Raw genomic sequence first — 19272 nt, 5'->3', positions numbered from 1 at the left:
TATGTTCCAGGATCATGGTATTTAATTATACTAAAGTAATCGATGAGAGAATACTATTAAACAGCAAAACTAAAAAAGCCCGGCATTGACCAATCCCGGGCTCGTGATTATGTTAAACATCGTTTGTTGCTATAAAGAACAAATATCTACAGAAAAGCATGGCTCATTGGAGTCAGGGCACACATTACTTTTGGGTACTTTTTGCCCACCAACTATAGTCTGCCTGGATGGTTTTTCCAGATTTGTAACAAAACTTTTAACTCTCAGGTCGCTCAGGTTGATTTTTTTGGTTTTCATAAAATATTGGTTTTTGTTCCGGCCCTGCATTTTTTAAGACCTGCAGGACATAAGTCTGTATGATTGAGCTTAAATTTTAGTTACGATTCTTGTCGGAGGGGTATTCAGCACTTGCTTTTGAGAAACCGTATCTTTACCCCCTGAGTGCCTTATGTAATTGTTATTAGCAATTTCATTACCTACAATATAAGAAATTCAGAACCAAAGATCTGATTTTCACCCTGAAAGGCTATAATAAAGATCTTATGAATCATGCTCTATTTCTGGCAATACACTACTTTTCGGAAGGTGCATATCACTGATTCCCACAAGTTCAAAACACCCTATAATCCCTCCAATGCTATTACGTTAAGGCCGGATTATATATTACTTTCCCAGTGTAGAGTCTCTCGAAGAGGACTCTACGGCCTTCGGAGGCACAATCTTTCATTACGGCAGGAGACAGAGAGGCGATGCGTAGAAAGGTAGCAATCTCTGCTTTAAGGTATAACCCTCAGCCGGTGTTGCCGAACAGTAAAGCTTTAGCAAACTTTCAAAGTTTAGTAAAGCCGCAATTTAGCTCTGTAAGCTGTCAGTAAATTTTATCAACCAAAAAGTGCGCATTGCCGTGGCCTACGTCTTAACCTAACAGCATTGATAGTCCCCTCAAGAGGATAGGAGTACCGTAGAATGTTGAAAATCCCGATTCTTTTAAAACCGTTTCAGTTTTACCGATGTACACACTTCAATTCCACCAATTACCAAACACTGATCACCGGTTACCGAGCCCACTCCGGTCTTCCGTCTTCCGACTTCTAACACACCCCGTTGAAATTTACCGATTACCTGATTATTATTTTACTTCTCCATAATCATAGTCACTCCCTGACCTCCGGAGGCACAAACGGAGATAAAGCCGCGGCCTGAGCCTTTTTGGTTCAGCAGTTTGGCCATGGTAGCTATTAACCGGCCTCCGGTAGCAGCAAAGGGATGCGCAGCAGCGAGGCTGCTTCCTTTCGTGTTTAGCTTGTTTCTGTCAATGCTTCCCAAAGGTTTGTCATAGCCAAACTTCTTCATGAATTCTGGACTTTCCCATATTTTGAGGGTGGTCAATACCTGTGCGGCAAACGCTTCGTGGATTTCATAGAAGTCAAAATCCTGGAGGTTTAAATTCGCCTTTTGCAGCATCCTGGTGGCCGCATGTACGGGAGCCATCAACAGGTTATGCCGCTCATTGACAAATTCAATGGCTGCCACTTCCGCAAATGAAATATATGCCAATACAGGCAAGTTGTGCTCCTTTGCCCACTGCTCGCTGGCAAGCAAAACGCATGAAGCACCATCGGAGAATGGTGTTGAATTTCCGGCAGTAAGTGTACCGTTGAGCGGATCAAATGCAGGCTTTAAACGTGCCAGCTTCTCCATGCTGGTGTCCCTTCTCATGTTATTGTCGTGATCCAGGCCCAGGTAAGGAGTGAGCATATCATTGAAAAAACCTTCATCGTAAGCTTTCGCCATCTTTTGGTGGCTCTCCAGCGCAAATTTGTCCTGGTCTTCCCGGCTTATATCATAGTGCTTTGCAGAAATTTCTGTATGGCCCCCCATGGACAATTTGGAGCGTCTCTCATCGATGCCTGGCGCAACAGGCACCAGATGCTTTGGCCGAATTTTCAGAAATTGCTTCAGCTTACCGCCAAAAGACTTTGCTTTACGTGCTTCAAGCAATATTTTACGCAAAGGTTCGCTGACCACTACGGGGACATTACTGGCTGAGTCCACACCTCCGGCAATGCCCACATCAATCTGTCCCAGGGCTATTTTATTGGCTATATAAATGGCGGCTTCCATTCCGGTAGCACATGCCTGCTGTATATCGCATGCAGGTGTAGCCGGGTCAAGTGATGTACCCATTACACTCTCGCGCATCAGGTTAAACTCACGGGTATGCTTGATTACAGCTCCACCGGCCACTTCTCCCAACCGCTGGCCCTGGAGCTCATATTTATTGATCAGGCCTTCCAGTGAGGCTGTCATCATCTCTATGTTGCCAACATGTGCATAAGCAGTATTGTGCCGGGCAAAGGGTATCCGGTTATACCCGACAACAGCTACTTTTCGGGGTTCTTTATGTATTAGCATATTTTATTTATTTAAAAATGACTGATTCATCGCCATTAAGGCCTCCTGAGGTGATTTACGGCTCAACGCGCTGATCTGGGCAGTAGCTCCCACATGTATTTCGTACTGCTCATTTTTAAAGGCATTCAGCAGATCCTCTGCTACAAGTTCAGGAGAAATACCGTTTTCACCTCCTATTTCTTTGGAGAAATCTGTATTGACCAAAGGAGGCATCAGTTCAAATACTTTGACAGAAGTATCCCTGGATAGAGCTAGTCGCAGTGACTGGGTGTATGAATGCAGGGCCGACTTACTTGCAGCGTAAGTTGACATTATGGCAGAAGGAGCAAAGGCAACCACCGAAGATACGTTTACAATAGCTGCCTCTTTTTGCCTTTTAAGTAAAGGCAACAACTGCTCATTTAGCCTAATTACAGAAAGGTAGTTGGTGAGAATTTCCTCACTGGCAATTTCAAAATTGTTTGTACTTTCAGACAAATTATGCAGAGCTGCTTTCCCTGCATTATTAACCACAACATTAAGTTCGGGAAACTCATCATTAAGCCTTTTTACGAGCTGCTCAACCTGATGTGCATCAGTAACATCAAAAGGTATCGCTACTACATTGTCAAGCTGTTTTGATGCCTGCTCAAGTCGTTCCTTATTCCTTCCGGTAATAATTACTTTATTCCCGCCAGACACAAAAAGTTTGGCAATTTCGAAGCCGATCCCTGCGCTACCGCCGGTTATCAGCACTGTGTTATTCGTTGTTTTCATAAATATGATTTTATACCGATCGGTATATTTTTGTTTAAAATTTTTTATTCCAGGTCGTAGATCATTTTTCGGACTGATCCCATGATCATGTTCAGATACTCGACTTTGCCCGTTACTTTAGATATCATGACAGCGCCCTCCACCGTAGCAAAAATGGTAAGTGCCGCCTGCTCTACATTTATATACTGTCTGAATTCCCCATCTGACACTCCCTTTCGGATGAGAAAGGAAATTCTATTTTTCCAGTCGATAATTGCCTCTGCCGCTCTCTCACGTAGCTCAGGGTGTGTATCATCAGCTTCTACTGCTGTATTGAGCATGGGGCATCCGCCATGGGGGAAGGAACGTTGAAGCACATTGTCCAAATAAACCTCTGTATAAGCGAGTAACTGCTCCCTGGCTGTACTATATTTGTCCATTTCAGACTCAATAAGTTTGTTGGCCAATTGCAGGTTGTGGTCAAATACGGCCAGGGCCACCGCATCTTTATTCTTGAAGTTATTGTAGATACTTCCCTTGGTAAGACCAGTGGCCTTTTCCATATCACTCAAACTGGTTCCGATAAAACCCTTGGTATTAAATATGCCGGCCGTTTTTTCGATGATATGCGCCTTGGTTCGCTCTGTCTTTGACATTTCTTAAATAAACTTATCCTTAATATATACCGATCGGTATATATCAGACAAACGTATCAACTTATGATAAAGTTACAAAGCGATTGAGGTAGATAATTTGCCTAATGCTTTCAGGGCATTTGATGTAGTTGAATATAATTGCCGCAAGTATCGTCAAATATGGCCTCCGTTCCCCATTCTGTTTTGGTTGGCTCCTTTGTAAACGCCACTCCTAACTCCTTTAAGCGCTGGTATTCGTTCTGAATATCATCTGTCTTAAAAACGATGCACGGCAGCCCGGCTTTGCGAAGTTCCGTCTGGTAGTTTTGGGCTATCGGGCTATCGTTGGGCTCAAGAAGCAATGTAGTTCCTTCCGGATCTTCAGCTGATGCCACAATAGCCAGATAATGCTCGGGCATATACATTATTTTCACAAAGCCCAATATCTCAGTATAGAACTTAAAGGCTTCTATGGGATTATTTACAAAAACACTGGTCATTCCAATTTTCATAAGCAATAATGTTTAAAGATTTTCAAGATATTGTTTCAGCGATCTGCCAATGATGTCTTCCCAGCCACCCACAAAGTTCTCTCTGGCAAGATCAGGATTGCTTTCGGGGAAGGTTCCTAGTCCAGTATGCGTAAGTTTCAGCTTCGTCTGGCCCTCGAGGTCGAAGAGTTCAAAGGTCACAAAGGAGTTACCCGCATACCCGTCGTATTTCCAGCTATACTGTAGTTTCTTGCCGGGTACTACTTCAGTAACCTCACAAAGATGCAGGTAGCACTTTTCTTCAGTACCTCCTTCAAATTGAAACTTAAATCCCACCTGAGGTTTAAAGTCCTCTAGGTCAAAATACCATTCCTTCATCTTTTCTTTGTCAGTGATAGCGCTCCAGACTCTATCTATAGGAGCATTGTAAGTCCGTTCGATCACCACCGGCTTATACCTTTTCAGTTCAGGAAAATCATCATAGGCTATCCGGCCATAGGCTTCCTGAATTCTTAAGTGCGCAGGGTCATTCTCTTCAGTTCCGAATGGGTAGAACTTATCGTTTCCTCCCAACATATCTTCCAGTCTGTCAAGCAGGGAGTGAAATCCTGCCGGTGCATTTATGGCGTATTCACTGCTCAATTTACTGTAAGTGAGAACCAGTCTGCATCGGTGATCACCTATTGGTTCCAGCTCCCATACGGCCAGCTCTCCTTCCCAGGTATACTCGAAGCGTCGTGGCGGCTCTACCTTAATTATTTTGCCAAAGGTCTTCGTTGCTGCTTCATCCCTGAATTTAATGGTGATATCAGCGCCTTCCGTTAGCTCCATTTCAAAATCAGTAAACCATATTTTGAGTTTTTCCGGGTTGGTTATGGCATCCCAAACCGCATCTATGCTATAATTAAGCTCTCTTTCGAACCTTACCTGAAAGCCATCAGACTTTTTTGTTATTTTACCCTGATCTCTATTCATTATTATTTTGATTTTCGTTTTGAGTTCGTCTTTGCTTTCTGTTCTCCATGGGCCTCACGTTCCAGAAAGTTTTCCAAAGCATCCAGCTTCTGCGTCCAGAAAATTTTAAATTTCTCCGTCCATTCGTGGACTTCACTCAGCTTATCCAGCCGTGCCTGACAATATCGCTCCCTACCTTGCCGCTTAATAGAGATCAACCCACATTCCTCCAAAATCTTGACATGTTTGGATATGGCCGGGCGACTCACATCAAACTTCTCCGCGACCGCATTCAAGTTGAGCGGTTTGTGGGCCAGTATATTTATTATCTCCCGTCGTGTGGGGTCAGCAATTGCCTGAAATACATCTCTTCTCATCCCTTTCGTAACCATTTGGTTACAAATATAAAAATGTAACCGAATGGTTACAAATTTTTACGGTTCTTTTTTATTGATCCCTGTAAAGAAGCCTCAAGCTAACTTTACCATAACAGGTGCTTCAACGAACCGATTTTCGGCCTGATTGAGAGGGTGCATTTCAGGGTTAAGCCAAAGTTTGTTATCTTTCCTCAAGCGAGTATTTTATGAAAGAACTTCTCCTCCAAACCGTCCGTACATTAACAGAACTGCCTCCGGAGCAGGAAGAAAAGCTTTTGGTTATGGCGAGAAACTTATCGGTTACTAGAGGAGAGCATTTTATTCGTGAAGGACAGGTTCCGCGTCAGTTTGGCTTTATTGGCAATGGTTTATTCCGTTATTACTATGTAGACGATAACGGTAATGAGTTTACGAAGGGTTTTTTCCCCGAAGGCAGGTTTTTAAGCTCTTATAGTGCCATGACCCTAAACAGGCCTTCTTATTTCAATATTGAAGCGCTCGAAGATTCAGAGATTATCACTTTCGATTTTCAGCAATGGAAAAGCCTCTCAGCCGGACACCCCTGCTGGAGCACTTTCCTTGTGGCTATTTTGGAAAAAGCTTTTATAAAAAAAGAAAATCGTGAAAGGGAGTTCCTTTTACTTGATGCAGAAGCTCGCTATCGTTCCTTTCTGAAAGAATACCCCGACCTTTCCGACCGAGTGAGGCAGCACATGATAGCCTCCTACCTGGGCATTACGCCGGTAGCACTAAGCCGGGTTCGGAGGAAGATGGGTATGGCGCATGCCACTTAGAATATCCTTTCTTACGGCTTCAGACAAAAGTTTCGACCGTCAGCAGGAACATAGGTGGCTTAGGACGACCCTCAAACCTTATCTAACTTGCAATGTTCATGGACTCCGATCTATAGAATTATAAAAACTAATGCTTCCGGATTTAAGAAAAGCTTTTAGTCTTCAGTTTTTCAACGTGTAAGTACTTGCAATTCCAGTCCTGAAAGGAAGAAATCTTGCAATAGGTTTTACCAAACTTTCGGAAGTTTAGTAAAGCTGCCACTTAGTTCGGTTCGCTACTGGTTGGGTCAGCTTATCATAATCTCACCAATGAATGTCGCTTTTTACACAAATCACTAAGACTTCCATATTTTTTGGTTGTGTTAACACAGGTTAATGACATTGGTGTATTTCATGCTCTATTTTGAAGAAAAAAGAGCGATATGAAATTAAAGAATAACACTATTCTGATTACCGGGGGCAGCTCCGGCATTGGCCTTGAACTTACCAGAAGGCTTCACGAAAATGGTAATACGGTATTGATATGTGGCCGCTCAGTGGAGAAGCTTGAGCTTGTAAAAAAAGAAATGCCCGCCGTTCAGGTCTATCCGTGTGACCTCTCCGATCCAATCCAAAGACAGGGGTTGTACAACTGGGTGGCAAATAATCATTCTTCCTGCAATATATTGATCAATAATGCAGCTACTGTACACAAAACAAACTTTTTGGCAGATGGAGAAATGATAGAAAAGACCGAAACCGAAGTGCAAACAAATTTCATTGCTCCTATTGTACTCATCAAGTTGTTTTTGCCCTTGCTGATGAAAAACAGGAACGCAACCATCATCAATATTACGACCGGGCTTATTTACGCTCCCAGGGCCATTTACCCTATTTACAATGCAACAAAGTCTGCCTTACATGCTTTTACCCGGGTACTCAGGCATCAATTAAGGGCCGAACCCGTTAAGGTTTTTGAAGTCATGATGTCGGCAGTGGATACGCCATGGCACCAGGGAGACCCGCCAAAGATGGCGATTTCTCCTCAAAAGGCTGTGGATGAAATGTTGCGTAAACTGGAAAAAGGGAAAGAGGAAATCAAGATTGGTGGTGTTAAAATACTCTACATGCTCTCCAGGATTGCTCCTTCATTTGCTTTTAAAAAGATCAATCAATTGTAGCATGTCGTAAATTTCCAAGCATGTCCCGATACTGCTTAGTATCTTAGTTTTAAACTTGAAGAGTGTATGGTTACAATAGATATTTTCAGGGAAATGGCTTTAGCTTTTCCCGGTACGGAAGAAGCCCCTCACTTCGACAGGGCTGCATTTAAGGTCATAAAAAGGAGAATTTTTGCGACGCTTCATGAACCAAGCCATACGGCGAACATTAAGCTAAATGAGGTAGATCAATCGGTGTTTTGTGAGTTTGATGCGAAGGCTGTATATCCCGTGCCCAACAAATGGGGCCTGCAGGGCTGGACTACCTTTGAGCTTGGCAAAGTCCCCCGGGAATTGCTGCTGGATGCGCTGGATACGGCCTATAAGGATGTGGTGAATAAAAAATAAATACCGGGCTTTCACCCGGCATCCAAATGCTATTATGCTTACTTATCAAAGATCAGTGATAGTATATGTATCTCCTGCTTTGTTGATCTTAAGATATCGAACTACAAGTCCCTTATCTGAAGCTAACAATGAACTTTCGTATAGCTTGTTTTCCGAAGATCCTGCACTGCTCACGTAAAGTGAGTAGTCCAAAGCAGCCGAGCCGGCATAATATTCCACTTCAACATAGTAATCTCCGTCGGCAAAAAAATCCTCTATCCTGACGGTTTCAAAAGATGAACCTTCCGAAGAATCTACCTCGCCATTATCCTTTAAAAGAAACAGGTCCAGGTCTGCATCTGCCTGAGCCTGTGTAGAAGAGCCTCCGGTTGACCATTCCAGCGTAATTATCAACCCGTTAGAGCTTTCAACTACATTTTCGGGCAATTTTTCTTCGTCAGAACCACATGCCGCAAGTCCGATAAAAACTAAAAATAAGTATAAGTATTTCATTATATTAAAAAGTCAAAATGCATCAATTAGATTGAGTTAGGAATACGTCCTGCATTGATTTCAAAACGCTCTTTACGTCCTTCAAGGAAAGACTCAGCATAGTTATCAATAGCCCTTTTATTTATTTTCTCCTCAGCCATAGCTTTTACCTGCTCTGCTTTCTCAAAATCCGACATCATGGCATAAGCCAGGAAAATATTGTTATACAGCGCCTCAGTAACTTTTTTGTTAATTCTGGTCTTTTTGCTCTCCAGATCACTTTCGGCAATGGCTTTTTTCCAGATCACAATGGCTTCTTCCATTTTAGCATTAAACGCATCGCTAAACACTATATCGTTCTCAGATATTTCTTCTAAAGCCAATTTTGCTTTTCCCCAGGCTTCATCGATATCATCATACTCAAATGATTTGAATTTCTTCACTGTCAGAAATTCTGTATATAAGGTATTCGTCCTATAGGAGAAAAATTTATCAAGGGTAAATCTCAGGTCACTTACGTTTTTATTTAACAGGTCCGTTCTTAACTTACCTTGTACAGACTTGTAATTTGAGTTCCACCACTTGCTAAGCTCTGAAGAGGTTCTGTACTCACTACTTTTATATCTTGACATCTGATTTGAGTTATTTGAAAACTCAGAATAGAATTTATCAACTTCCCCGGGAAGGGTCAGCTCAAAATACAGTGGATACTTATATTCAAAAGTGAGATAGTGATAAGTAACAGAAACTTCCTTGTCGTCTCTTTTTTCTTTTTTCACAACTGTCTCAAAATTTACTTCACTTTTATAATAGGTCTCCAAACGGACCAATAGTTTCGCTCCCTGATCAGTGGTCTTTTCCAAATGACCAATGTTTGCCGCCGACCCTATTTTATTCAGGGTTTCGGTCTTGCTGTCGCCACTATAGATATAACCCAGGTCTGTTTCTACATAATACTGAGTGATTTCTTCCGGAAGCGGCTTCAACGGTAATTGAGTGTAAGTTACTTTTGTTTTTTGCTTGTCCAGGTTCTGCGCATTTGACAGGCCTGCAACGAATACCATTAGAAATAAAAGGATGGTGGACTTCATGATTAATTAATTAAAAGGTTTTAAAAAATGGGCGGGTAATATGTTATATATTTTTTAATATCACAATAAAAAATTACAATATCAGTCAATTATTTATACGTTATATGCGATAAGACTCAATATTCTGAAAGGATATCTAGATTAATCAATACTTTTAAAAGTGCACTTAAAGTGCATTATTGTGCTTTTTTTGGACTTTTTTAGCTTTGATGCATTTCATCTGTCAGGTTAAAAGTTTAATTTAAAACCTGATTCCCTTAATAACCTCAAATCATCATGAACTCCAGTGATATAACCATCCGACCTGTTGAAACAGCCGATGTAAAAGCACTTCGGGAGATAGGCCGGACTACCTTCACAGAAGCTTTCGGGCCTGCCAATTCTCCTGAAAATCTGCAAAGATACCTTGACAGCAAGTTTAGCCAGGAAGCGTTAGCAGAAGAGATTAAGACTTCTGATTCAATGTTCTTTTTTGCTGAATACGACAGTCAGGCGATTGGTTATTTAAAGGTCAATTTCGGGAATGCCCAAACCGAAAGCATGCCGGAGCACACGATGGAAATCGAAAGGATCTATGTGCTGGCAAAATATTATGGAAAGGGTGTGGCAAAACTACTGTTTGATAAGGCCATGAGTTTAGCGAGGGAGAGAAACAGTGCCACTGTGTGGTTGGGGGTATGGGAAGAAAACCCAAGAGCCATTAAATTCTACGAAAAGAATGGCTTTGTGGAGTTTGACACGCACTCCTTCATTCTCGGAGATGATGTGCAGACGGACATTTTAATGAAACTGGAACTCACATGACCGTTTAAAAAAAAATCTCTTTTTCATGGGTAACAAAAGTGAAGAGGCATTGATCTAGCCTTGATTGCCGGGTAAAACCGGTCATATCAAGCGGAAGCCGAAAAGCTATCAGAGTAGGCAACATTAAAAACCCTATTAAACATGAAAAAGTTAAGTTTAAACCAACTGAAAGTGAAAAGTTTTGTTACCGCTGTTAATGATGGTAACAACCCTCAAACAATTAAAGGAGGAATTTCCGGAGGAGCTTGTGTACCTGTGGAGGCTTACCCTATTGATATTGAATGGGCCCTCGGCACCCGGGGTGGCTGTACGCACTGGGAGAACATGTGCAACGGTTAAACTTTTGCCCGACCTGTTTTGCAGGTCGGGTTTTTAATTTAATGAGGTCAATTTTAAATAGCCGCTTTTATTATTGTTATTTTTTTAATAAAAAATTAAACAAAAAATACCCTTATTTAAGTTTCTTTAAATAGCCTAACCCCATTTCAACAATTGTTACCGCTATAGTGTAGGCATTTTTTTACCATCCTTGCAACCCCTGATAAGCTTAGCGTTTAGAAGCATCGATCAAAGGCCCAGCTTTCCTAGTCCTTAAAGGCTTAGGAAAACTTCTGTAGATTGCAATTGCCATTATTTCGAACTATTTCAGGGAAATGAATATATTGTTATTAATGGATCCGTTCCAAACTTTATTCTTTACTGAAATCACTTAACATAGTTATAAGATTGAGTAAGCTCAATGAAAAAAAAGCATTTAGTCATAAGCATTGGATACCTGCTGTAATAGTATTAATTACTGGATATAGCATTTATTTTTTCATTTCCGACAACCGAAAATCATCTCAATGGACTTACGAAGATGGTCAGGTTATTATAAACCAATGTCTGAAAGATGCAGGGGAAATGACCAGTAATTACCCTGAGTTAACTGAAAATTACTGTCGCTGTTCAATGGTTAAAATAAGAAATAAATTTTCAAGAGAGGAGTATATTGAGATTGTTGCGTTATCATTAAAAGATCAATCCAAACTACTGTCTCCCGTTTTTGAAGATTGTTTAAATGATTACAAGAAAAAAATTGAAGAAATCCGCAGACATGGTACTATTGGAGTGTTTAGGCCTTAAGAGTTTGAACGCTACCTTATAAAATCCCCCACCCTCTTCAATCCCCGCCGTCTTAGTTTAGGGAGTAGTCTGATCAATAACTCTGCTGTAGAGTAGGCATCGCCCAGGGCGGTGTGGCGCTCTAACGGATCAATGCCATACCTGCCCATCAGCGCATCAAGGGTGTAGTCTTTCGGATTGGTGGCTGTGCTGCTCATGCGGGGTTGCTCCAGTCTGATGGCCAGTTGTGCTGTATCGAGTAAAAGGTTTTTTATTTTCAGGCCGGGATAATACTTATTCAAAACATTATTGACCATGGATATATCAAAATCGATGTGGTGCGCCACGAGCACGGCATCTTTGATGTAATCCAGGAAAACTTCTATCACCTCCTCCGGTTGCAGGCCTGTATCGCTTTGCCGTTTGGTGATGCCATGGATTGCTATGTTTTCCGGTCTCACATCATCGCCCCAGGCCACGTAGCAGTCCAGGGCTGAGCTGACTTCTATTTGGTTATGGGTACAACTTACAGCGCTTATAGAAAGTAGTCTGGCTTCTTTGACCTCCAATGACGTAGTTTCCGTATCAAAAACCACAAACCTGGCTTTCTCGATAGGTACTTTCTGATCGATATCCCTGCAAGCTTCCATGTATGACCTTGCAAATGGAGGCAGATCACCTGAGGGAGTTTTTCCAAATATTTTAGAAAGCAGGCCCATCAGTTAAAATAGCTGAGCTGATAACGCAATTCAAGCATTTGCTGGAGCTGGTAAATAGGTTCGAAGGTATTTCTTAAGATTTGTCTGTCAAGCTTACCCAGATTTTCTATGGAAATGAACCGCCCCGAATCATGGTGTGTAAAACCATTGAGTGCCCTAATCCTCATCAGGTATTCGTATGAGTCTGCCGCAGCGTGATATAGCTCCTTTCTCTTAGGTTCCTCTCTGGCCAAAAGGTGGTAGCGGGCCACGGTATTCATTTCATCAAGCTGGCCAATATCCAATGAAAGTACTCTTGCAATATCCACAAACGGCATCATCGCCCGCGCCTTAATGTCAAACTCATCCTGATGCTCTCCTGACCTTTCAACAACCAAATTTTTAAAGAAACTCAGCGGTGGCGGATTTTTAAGGGCATTTTTTGCGAGGAAATTAAGAAAGATGCTTTCTTCCAGGACTTCCTTTTTCACGTGGTCTTTCAGTTGCACCAGTAATGCCTCCGAACCATAAACCCGGCGGTAGTCAAAGAAAATGGTCGATAGCATCAGTGCTTTTTCCTGAGGTTGTCTGATCCATCCGGAAAAGTACTGCTTCCATTCACTTAAAGGCTGGCACCATTGGGGGTTGCCCGCCATCATATCAGCCGGGCAGTATTCAAATCCAGCCTCTGCCAACATATCATTGGCCTTGCTGCCCAATTGCAGGAAGTACTGCTTCACCTTTTCTTTATCCTCAGTACTGCCATTTACATCTTCATAAATGATGGCATTGTCCTGATCAGTGCGGATCAGTTGCTCTGAACGGCCTTCGCTCCCCAGGCTGATCCATGCGAAATCAACCGAAGGAGTACCTGATGTTTTCTGCACTTCCTGTAGCGCTATATCAATCACTCTACGGATCAGCGCATCGTTGATATGTGTGGCCAGGGATGCGGTTAAGCTTATGGATACCTGCTGTTCCAGGTAAAACCGGATCAGGTCATCTGCCTGGTTGCGCAGGTCAATTAGCTTTTGCAGGGTTGGCGCCTCCTCTATCGCATAAACCAGTGCAACAGGATGGTTTTGATGTGCCGCCATCAGGTCACGCTCACTGAGCATGCCTATTGGTTTGCCATCAGTAGTTATGCATATATGCCTGATCTTATGGCGAAGCATTTTTAACAAATAGTTAGAAAGGGGCTGCCCCAAAGGCATGGTCACAACGTCGGTCGACATGATATCACTTACAGATGCGTCAATGCTTGCTTTGCCCGTACTTACTTTTTCCCGAAAGTCAGTGTCGGTAACAATGCCTGCAAGCTCACCATTGACATGGCACAGTACCATCGATCCTATCTTCTTATCGGTCATGGCAGTGGCCACTTCCTTTATGGTCTTGTCTGGAGACATCCACACCAGTTCTCCGTGAGTCTTTTCCAGTGGGCGATTCCAATTGAGCAGCGATCCGGAATCCTGATAAGGAAATCTTTTTGTGGTATGGGTATCCAACAATCCGGCCTGACCACCGGCAAGTCCGGCAGCGAAGAACATGGCTATCTGACTGTGGTTTTCGATCAGTGGCTTAAAAAGGGCTACAGGAAGGGCATAAACAAGGCTCTCTTCGGCACTTCTGGCACGAAAAACATAGGGGTTGCCACTCAGCATGGCCCTGACCCCGAAAAGGTCGCCTTCATCACAAATATCTACCAGCACTAAAGCATCATCCTCCTGCCTCTCCAGGTGGATCACACCTTCTTTGACTACAAAAAGATTTCCCGAGCCTGCTTCTCCCTGCCTGAACACGTAGTCTCCCGATTCAAAATGGCATACCACTGCTTCCGAGGAAATACGGTAAAGCTCCTCCTTAGACAGTGATGTAAAAGGAGGATACTTTTTCAGAAAATCAGCTATCCTGGAGGCAATGGTGTTAGCAGCCATTTCTTTCGGGATTTTAACCCTCAATACTTACCGGGCACCTTCGATAATCTCTTCTACAATCTCAGGGTTGAGCAATGTTGAGGTATCGCCCATATTGGCTGTTTCACCCGTGGCAATTTTTCGCAATATCCTGCGCATGATCTTACCTGAACGCGTTTTGGGAAGTCCCGGCACAATCTGTATTTTATCGGGTTTCGCAATAGGCCCGATAATTTTGGTTACGGTCTGCCTGATCTCCTCGATAAGGTTAGCCTCGGAGCGGCCTTCCATGTCGCAGATCACGTAGGCATAAATACCCTGCCCTTTAATATCATGCGGGTACCCGACAACTGCAGACTCGATCACTTTAGGGTGTTCGTTGATTGCATTTTCTACTTCGGCGGTTCCCATTCTGTGGCCTGAAACGTTGATCACATCGTCTACACGGCCTAAGATCCTGTAGTAGCCGTCCTCATCGCGCTTCACGCCATCACCGGTGAAGTAGTAGCCCTTAAATGATGAAAAATAAGTTTGTCTGCACCTTTCATGATCCCCATAGGTAGTCCTTAGCATGGATGGCCATGGAAATTTAATGCATAGGTTCCCTTCCACACTGTTGCCGGTGAGTTCCTTGCCATCGTTATCAAGGATAGCCAGTTGGATGCCCGGTAAAGGTAGCGTGGCGTAGGATGGTTTTGTAGGCGTAACACCGGCTATGGGTGAAATCATAATACCACCAGTCTCCGTTTGCCACCAGGTGTCGACGATCGGGCATTTACCTTTACCTATGTGATCATGGTACCAGTGCCAGGCTTCTTCATTGATAGGCTCACCCACAGTACCTATTACTCTCAAAGAATCCAGCTTATAAGGTTCGATGGGTTCTGTACCATAGGCCTGCAATGCCCTGATGGCCGTAGGAGCAGTGTAAAACTGGTTCACTTTGTGCTTATCACAAATGGCCCAGAAGCGCCCGGCATCAGGATAGGTGGGCACGCCTTCAAACATTAAAGTGGTGGCTCCCGCCAGCAACGGTCCATAGACGATATAGCTATGGCCGGTTATCCAGCCGACATCAGCGGTACACCAGTAAACATCTCCCTGGGAGTATTGAAAAACATTCTGGAAGGTGTAGGTAGTATAAACCATATATCCTCCACAGGTATGTACCACTCCTTTGGGCTTGCCCGTAGACCCTGAGGTGTAGAGGATGAAAAGCATATCCTCCGAATCTACAATTTCTGCTTTATTCTCTGTACTCACTCCTTCAACTGCCTCATGCCACCAGATATCCCTGCCTGATTTCATGTTCACATCCTGTCCTGTTCTCCTGAGCACTATCACCTTTTCAATACTTTCGGTTCGCTCTACGGCTTCATCAACCACTTCTTTTACAGCTATTTTTTTTGCCCCTCTGAAATTGCCATCAGAGGTCAGCACCATTTTGGCTTTACAATCACTGATACGGTCGGCAAGGGAGGTAGCTGAAAAGCCGGCAAAAACTACAGAGTGTACCGCTCCGATCCTCGCACACGCCAACATGGCCACGGCTGCTTCTGGCACCATCGGCATATAAATGATCACCCGGTCACCTTTTTCTACTCCTCTGGCTTTGAGCACATTAGCAAACTGACAGACCTGCGCGAACAGTTCTTTGTAAGTGATTGTTCTCACCTCCTCATCAGGATTGTTGGGTTCCCAGATAATGGCCGGCTTGTCTCCAAGGGTATAGAGGTGGCGCTCGAAAATGTTTTCTGTAATGTTGAGTTTGGCATTGGTAAACCACTTTACATCCGGACCTTTGAAATTCCACTCAACTATGCTGTCCCATCTTTTTTGCCAGTGAAAAGAGTCTGCTATGCGAGACCAGAAGTGCTCAGGGTCTTGCACACTTTTAGCATATTCGTGAATATATCCGCTGAGGGTTTGTATCTTATTGCTCATAATTTGAAAATTTTAATTTATTCAGCCTGCCAGTTCATTGACTTTATCCACCAGTTTTTTGGTAGAAAAGGGTTTGGTCATATAGAAATCCGCACCGGATTCGTATCCTTTCAAGACATCCTTTTCCTTGCCCTTGGCAGATAAAAATATCACTTTGGCTCCAGGCTGTTTTTTATTTTTAATATAACTGCATACCTCATAGCCATCTACCTGAGGCATCATAATATCCAGCACCACTATGTCCGGTTCCTCCTGGTCAACAATTACAAGGGCTTCTGCGCCGTCTCTCGCTATAAATACCTCATAACCGTTCTTTTTCATCAAAAACTCCAATGACATAATGATATTTGGCTCGTCATCCACTATTAGTACTTTCTTCATCTAACTGCATTATTCCTGGTATTTTAAAGGTAAATACGGCTCCGTGCAGCCCGTCGTTTTTTACCCATATTTTACCATCGTGTTTTTCAATTATTTTCTGACAGATGGTTAAGCCAAGACCACTACCCTCTTGTTTTTTCAGTGTCTGGTTTTTATCCTGATAAAAGGCCTGGAAAATGAGCTCTTTACTTTCTTCAGTTACTCCGGGGCCGTTATCCATTACCGCTAACTCAACCGATCCGCCATCTTCACTCGTTAAAATAGTAATTTCTCCGGCTTCCTGGTCACAAAACTTGATTGCATTTGATACCAGGTTAAGAATAACCTGGATCAATCTGTCTTTGTTTCCTTTGATTAGTGGCAGTTCAGCCTGTAGTTCAGTCTTTAAGACAATTCTTCGTCCAAGGATGAGCTGCTGGATCGAATTTAAAGATTCTTTGACTACATCATTAAGACTTAGTGTGGAAAGGGACAACTCCAGCTGTCCGCTCTCCATTTTTTCCAGATCCAGTACCTGATTGATCAGCCTTTCCATGCGCTGGGTCTCCTCTACAATGATGGAGAGGAACTGGCTGCGCTCTTCCTGGTCAAGGTCACTGTTATCATGGAGTATCTCTGACAAAGCCCTGATAGAAGTGATGGGCGTGCGCATTTCATGGGTTACAGTGGAAATGAACTCATCTTTCAACTGATCTAACTGTCTGAGCTTTTCGTTGGCCTCCCTGAGCTTTTCCGTAGCCTCCTGCAATTGCCGTGACTTTATGGTAAGTTCCTTATTGTCAGAAATATATTGCTGAGATTCTCTGAGTATGCTAAACACTTCCGATATGTCCACCGCTTTTTCTTCCTTTACCACGGAAGAGATCAAAACACGGGCTGAGGTAGAACCAACCACTCCTGAAAGCAGGTTTTCAGCGTAGTTAACCGTTCTGTAATCGGCTTCCAGCAGCTCTTCATTGATATCATTTCTGAACATGAACCGCTTGAAGGCCCTTTCGGTACGTTCGATCCCCAGAAACTGGGCCAGCAGGTTTTTGATATCTGCCAGGAAGGCCTTTCCTTTCCAGACCACTGAACTCTCATAGGAGGAGGAGTACTTAAAGATATCGACAAATATCTCAGCCTGATTGATCTCCTGGGAAGTCCTTTTGGTGGTCGCTGACACAATCAGGTAGGTGAACAGGTTGAACATAAGACTCCAAAACAGCCCTCTTACAATGTAGCTCATGGATGATAACCCAAGGAAATCCTGCGGACTGAGCCACTGAAGACCAAAAATACCTTTAACAACAAAGTCGGGCGGCACAACTCCTGTATTAACTATAGTAGGTATTACCAGGGTATAAAACCAGATTACAAAACCCACAATCAGGCCGCTGAACGCCCCTTTGCTATTGCCGGCTTTCCAAAATATGCCTCCAAGAATGGCCGGGGTAAACTGGGCCACGGCCACAAATGAGATCAACCCAATGGATACGAGGGAGAACTGCTCACCAACATACTTAAAATACAGGTAGGCCAGCAGTAGCATCAACAAGATCATGTATTGCCTTCCTCTCAGTACCACAAGGTTTAGTTTACCCTCAAATGACCGGGACAACCTCCTGCTTTTGATAATCGTAGGGGTAATAATGTGGTTACTGATCATGATGCTCAATGCCGAAGTGGAAACGATGATCATGCTGGTGGCAGCTGAGAACCCTCCGAGGTAAATAAAAATGGCCAGAAATTGCTGATCATAAGCCAGCGGAATGGCCAGCACATAGGTATCGGCATCAATGGACTGCCCTGCAAATATCATTTTACCTCCCAGGGCAATGGGTAGCACAAACAGGTTGATAAACAGCAGGTAAAGAGGGAAAAGCCACATGGTTTTTCTTAGGTGACTTTCATCCCTGTTTTCCTTAACTGCCACATGAAACTGTCGCGGCAAAAAGAGAAAAGCCATAGCCGATAACATATTCAGCCACATCCAGTCACCATATTCGCTCTGGTTAATAGTGGTTAGCTGATCATAATCCGGCAAAGTAGCAGCAGCAGTAAATACATCCTCAAAGCCATCAAATATACCATAGGTAACAAAAATACCTACAGCCAGAAAAGCCACCAGCTTAAAGGTAGACTCAAAGGCTATGGTGGTGATCAGACCAATATTTTTCTGATTGGCATCAATGTTCCTCACCCCGAAAATAATGGTAAAGGCTGCCAGCGCTATGGTAATGTAGAAGGCAGTATCCTGAAAAAACCACAGTGATACACTATGAGCCATTTGCTCGTTGGCTAATATGGCAAAGCTGTTTGAAATGGCTTTGATCTGTATTGATATGTAAGGCAATACACCTAAAAGGCAGAATATAGTTACAAATGCGCCTAAGGAAGCTCTTTTTCCATACCGGGAAGTAATAAAATCAGCCAGGTTGGTAATGCGGTGTATTTTACTGATCCTGATGATCTTTCTCAGAATGATCCAGAAAACCGGAGCAAGCAAAATTGGGCCTACATAAGTGGTGAGAAAATCCAGTCCCTGGTTGGACGCACGCCCTACGCTACCATAATAAGTCCAGGCTGTGCAATATACGGCCAGCGACAATGCATAGATGTAAGGAGACTTTAGCCACCTCTTCTCTGCATTTTTTTCCGCCCAGGCAGCTATTAAAAACAGCAGAACAAGGTACATGAATGATAGTATAATTACCAGCCACTTAATCTCCATCTTCCTTATCTCTGAGGTATTTCGTGCTTACCCTGAACGAAACAATTATAAGTAACAACCAGACGATGAGAAAATAAAAAAGTAGCATCGGCACTCCTGAGACGGCCTGCCGGGTATTAAATATTTCTATCAATGGGTAGTGGAACAATAGAAAAAATAATACAAACATGATAACAAGTACCGATGCTGCTTTTCCCTTCAT

General features: G+C 43.2%; 21 protein-coding genes. 6 read left to right on the top strand and 15 right to left on the bottom strand.

Annotated features, from left to right (window positions below):
• Positions 1-129 precede the first annotated feature (129 nt).
• The 7 genes from LVD17_RS12900 to LVD17_RS12870 form a co-directional block, all read right to left on the bottom strand.
• On the bottom strand, positions 130-297 hold the full coding sequence (locus LVD17_RS12900; protein ID WP_233767337.1) for a pinensin family lanthipeptide: 168 nt from the start codon (positions 295-297) through the stop codon (positions 130-132).
• A gap of 837 nt (positions 298-1134) precedes the next feature.
• Positions 1135-2415, bottom strand: a complete 1281-nt coding sequence (locus LVD17_RS12895) for an acetyl-CoA C-acetyltransferase (RefSeq protein WP_233767335.1) — start codon at positions 2413-2415, stop codon at positions 1135-1137.
• 3 nt (positions 2416-2418) lie between these two features.
• Entirely contained in the window at positions 2419-3171 is a 753-nt protein-coding gene (locus tag LVD17_RS12890; protein WP_233767333.1) for an SDR family oxidoreductase, read from the bottom strand.
• A 44-nt stretch (positions 3172-3215) separates the two neighbouring features.
• Complete coding sequence (locus LVD17_RS12885; protein WP_233767332.1) at positions 3216-3806, bottom strand: TetR/AcrR family transcriptional regulator; 591 nt, start codon at positions 3804-3806, stop codon at positions 3216-3218.
• 110 nt (positions 3807-3916) lie between these two features.
• On the bottom strand, positions 3917-4297 hold the full coding sequence (locus LVD17_RS12880; protein ID WP_233767330.1) for a VOC family protein: 381 nt from the start codon (positions 4295-4297) through the stop codon (positions 3917-3919).
• A 12-nt stretch (positions 4298-4309) separates the two neighbouring features.
• Positions 4310-5251: an SRPBCC domain-containing protein gene (locus LVD17_RS12875; RefSeq protein ID WP_233767329.1), complete on the bottom strand. Its 942-nt coding sequence runs from the start codon at positions 5249-5251 to the stop codon at positions 4310-4312.
• 2 nt (positions 5252-5253) lie between these two features.
• Complete coding sequence (locus LVD17_RS12870) at positions 5254-5607, bottom strand: ArsR/SmtB family transcription factor (protein WP_233767327.1); 354 nt, start codon at positions 5605-5607, stop codon at positions 5254-5256.
• A 206-nt stretch (positions 5608-5813) separates the two neighbouring features.
• On the opposite strand from LVD17_RS12870, the gene LVD17_RS12865 reads away from it, so the two are divergent.
• From LVD17_RS12865 to LVD17_RS12855, 3 genes are all read left to right on the top strand, one after another.
• Positions 5814-6401, top strand: coding sequence for a Crp/Fnr family transcriptional regulator (locus LVD17_RS12865; protein WP_233767325.1), 588 nt, complete (start codon positions 5814-5816; stop codon positions 6399-6401).
• Between the two features lie 422 nt (positions 6402-6823).
• Positions 6824-7561 (top strand): SDR family oxidoreductase, encoded by a 738-nt coding sequence (locus LVD17_RS12860; RefSeq protein ID WP_233767324.1) that lies wholly within the window; start codon positions 6824-6826, stop codon positions 7559-7561.
• 66 nt (positions 7562-7627) lie between these two features.
• Positions 7628-7948 (top strand): MmcQ/YjbR family DNA-binding protein, encoded by a 321-nt coding sequence (locus LVD17_RS12855; RefSeq protein WP_233767322.1) that lies wholly within the window; start codon positions 7628-7630, stop codon positions 7946-7948.
• Between the two features lie 45 nt (positions 7949-7993).
• Here LVD17_RS12855 and LVD17_RS12850 read toward each other — a convergent pair whose 3' ends face one another.
• Positions 7994-8440: a pre-peptidase C-terminal domain-containing protein gene (locus LVD17_RS12850; RefSeq protein WP_233767320.1), complete on the bottom strand. Its 447-nt coding sequence runs from the start codon at positions 8438-8440 to the stop codon at positions 7994-7996.
• Between the two features lie 26 nt (positions 8441-8466).
• Entirely contained in the window at positions 8467-9510 is a 1044-nt protein-coding gene (locus LVD17_RS12845; protein ID WP_233767318.1) for a hypothetical protein, read from the bottom strand.
• A 276-nt stretch (positions 9511-9786) separates the two neighbouring features.
• Between LVD17_RS12845 and LVD17_RS12840 the strand changes: the two genes are divergently transcribed.
• From LVD17_RS12840 to LVD17_RS12830, 3 genes are all read left to right on the top strand, one after another.
• Complete coding sequence (locus LVD17_RS12840) at positions 9787-10314, top strand: GNAT family N-acetyltransferase (protein ID WP_233767316.1); 528 nt, start codon at positions 9787-9789, stop codon at positions 10312-10314.
• 141 nt (positions 10315-10455) lie between these two features.
• A complete protein-coding gene (locus LVD17_RS12835; protein WP_233767315.1) occupies positions 10456-10653 on the top strand; it encodes a pinensin family lanthipeptide in 198 nt (65 codons plus the stop codon).
• A 387-nt stretch (positions 10654-11040) separates the two neighbouring features.
• Positions 11041-11439 (top strand): hypothetical protein, encoded by a 399-nt coding sequence (locus LVD17_RS12830; protein ID WP_233767313.1) that lies wholly within the window; start codon positions 11041-11043, stop codon positions 11437-11439.
• An 11-nt stretch (positions 11440-11450) separates the two neighbouring features.
• Here the strand turns inward: LVD17_RS12830 and LVD17_RS12825 are convergent, their stop codons facing one another.
• Genes LVD17_RS12825 through LVD17_RS12800 form a run of 6 tightly spaced genes read right to left on the bottom strand, consistent with a single transcriptional unit; the run spans position 11451 to position 19272 of the window.
• Entirely contained in the window at positions 11451-12137 is a 687-nt protein-coding gene (locus LVD17_RS12825; RefSeq protein ID WP_233767312.1) for a 3'-5' exonuclease, read from the bottom strand.
• Entirely contained in the window at positions 12137-14053 is a 1917-nt protein-coding gene (locus LVD17_RS12820) for a DUF294 nucleotidyltransferase-like domain-containing protein (RefSeq protein WP_233767311.1), read from the bottom strand. Before LVD17_RS12820 ends, LVD17_RS12825 begins: the two co-directional genes overlap by 1 nt.
• Positions 14054-14080: 27 nt before the next feature.
• A complete protein-coding gene (gene acs / locus LVD17_RS12815) occupies positions 14081-15976 on the bottom strand; it encodes an acetate--CoA ligase (RefSeq protein WP_233767309.1) in 1896 nt (631 codons plus the stop codon).
• A gap of 21 nt (positions 15977-15997) precedes the next feature.
• Positions 15998-16357 carry a response regulator transcription factor gene (locus tag LVD17_RS12810; RefSeq protein ID WP_233767308.1) on the bottom strand — a complete coding sequence of 120 codons (360 nt, stop codon included), beginning with the start codon at positions 16355-16357 and terminating at the stop codon, positions 15998-16000.
• Positions 16332-19070, bottom strand: coding sequence for an ATP-binding protein (locus tag LVD17_RS12805; RefSeq protein WP_233767307.1), 2739 nt, complete (start codon positions 19068-19070; stop codon positions 16332-16334). The genes LVD17_RS12810 and LVD17_RS12805 overlap by 26 nt, the downstream gene beginning before the upstream one ends.
• Positions 19060-19272, bottom strand: a complete 213-nt coding sequence (locus LVD17_RS12800; protein WP_233767306.1) for a hypothetical protein — start codon at positions 19270-19272, stop codon at positions 19060-19062. Before LVD17_RS12800 ends, LVD17_RS12805 begins: the two co-directional genes overlap by 11 nt.

This window comes from Fulvivirga ulvae (genome assembly GCF_021389975.1).
Lineage (GTDB): Bacteria > Bacteroidota > Bacteroidia > Cytophagales > Cyclobacteriaceae > Fulvivirga > Fulvivirga ulvae.
This window is presented reverse-complemented; position numbering and strand designations above follow the sequence as displayed.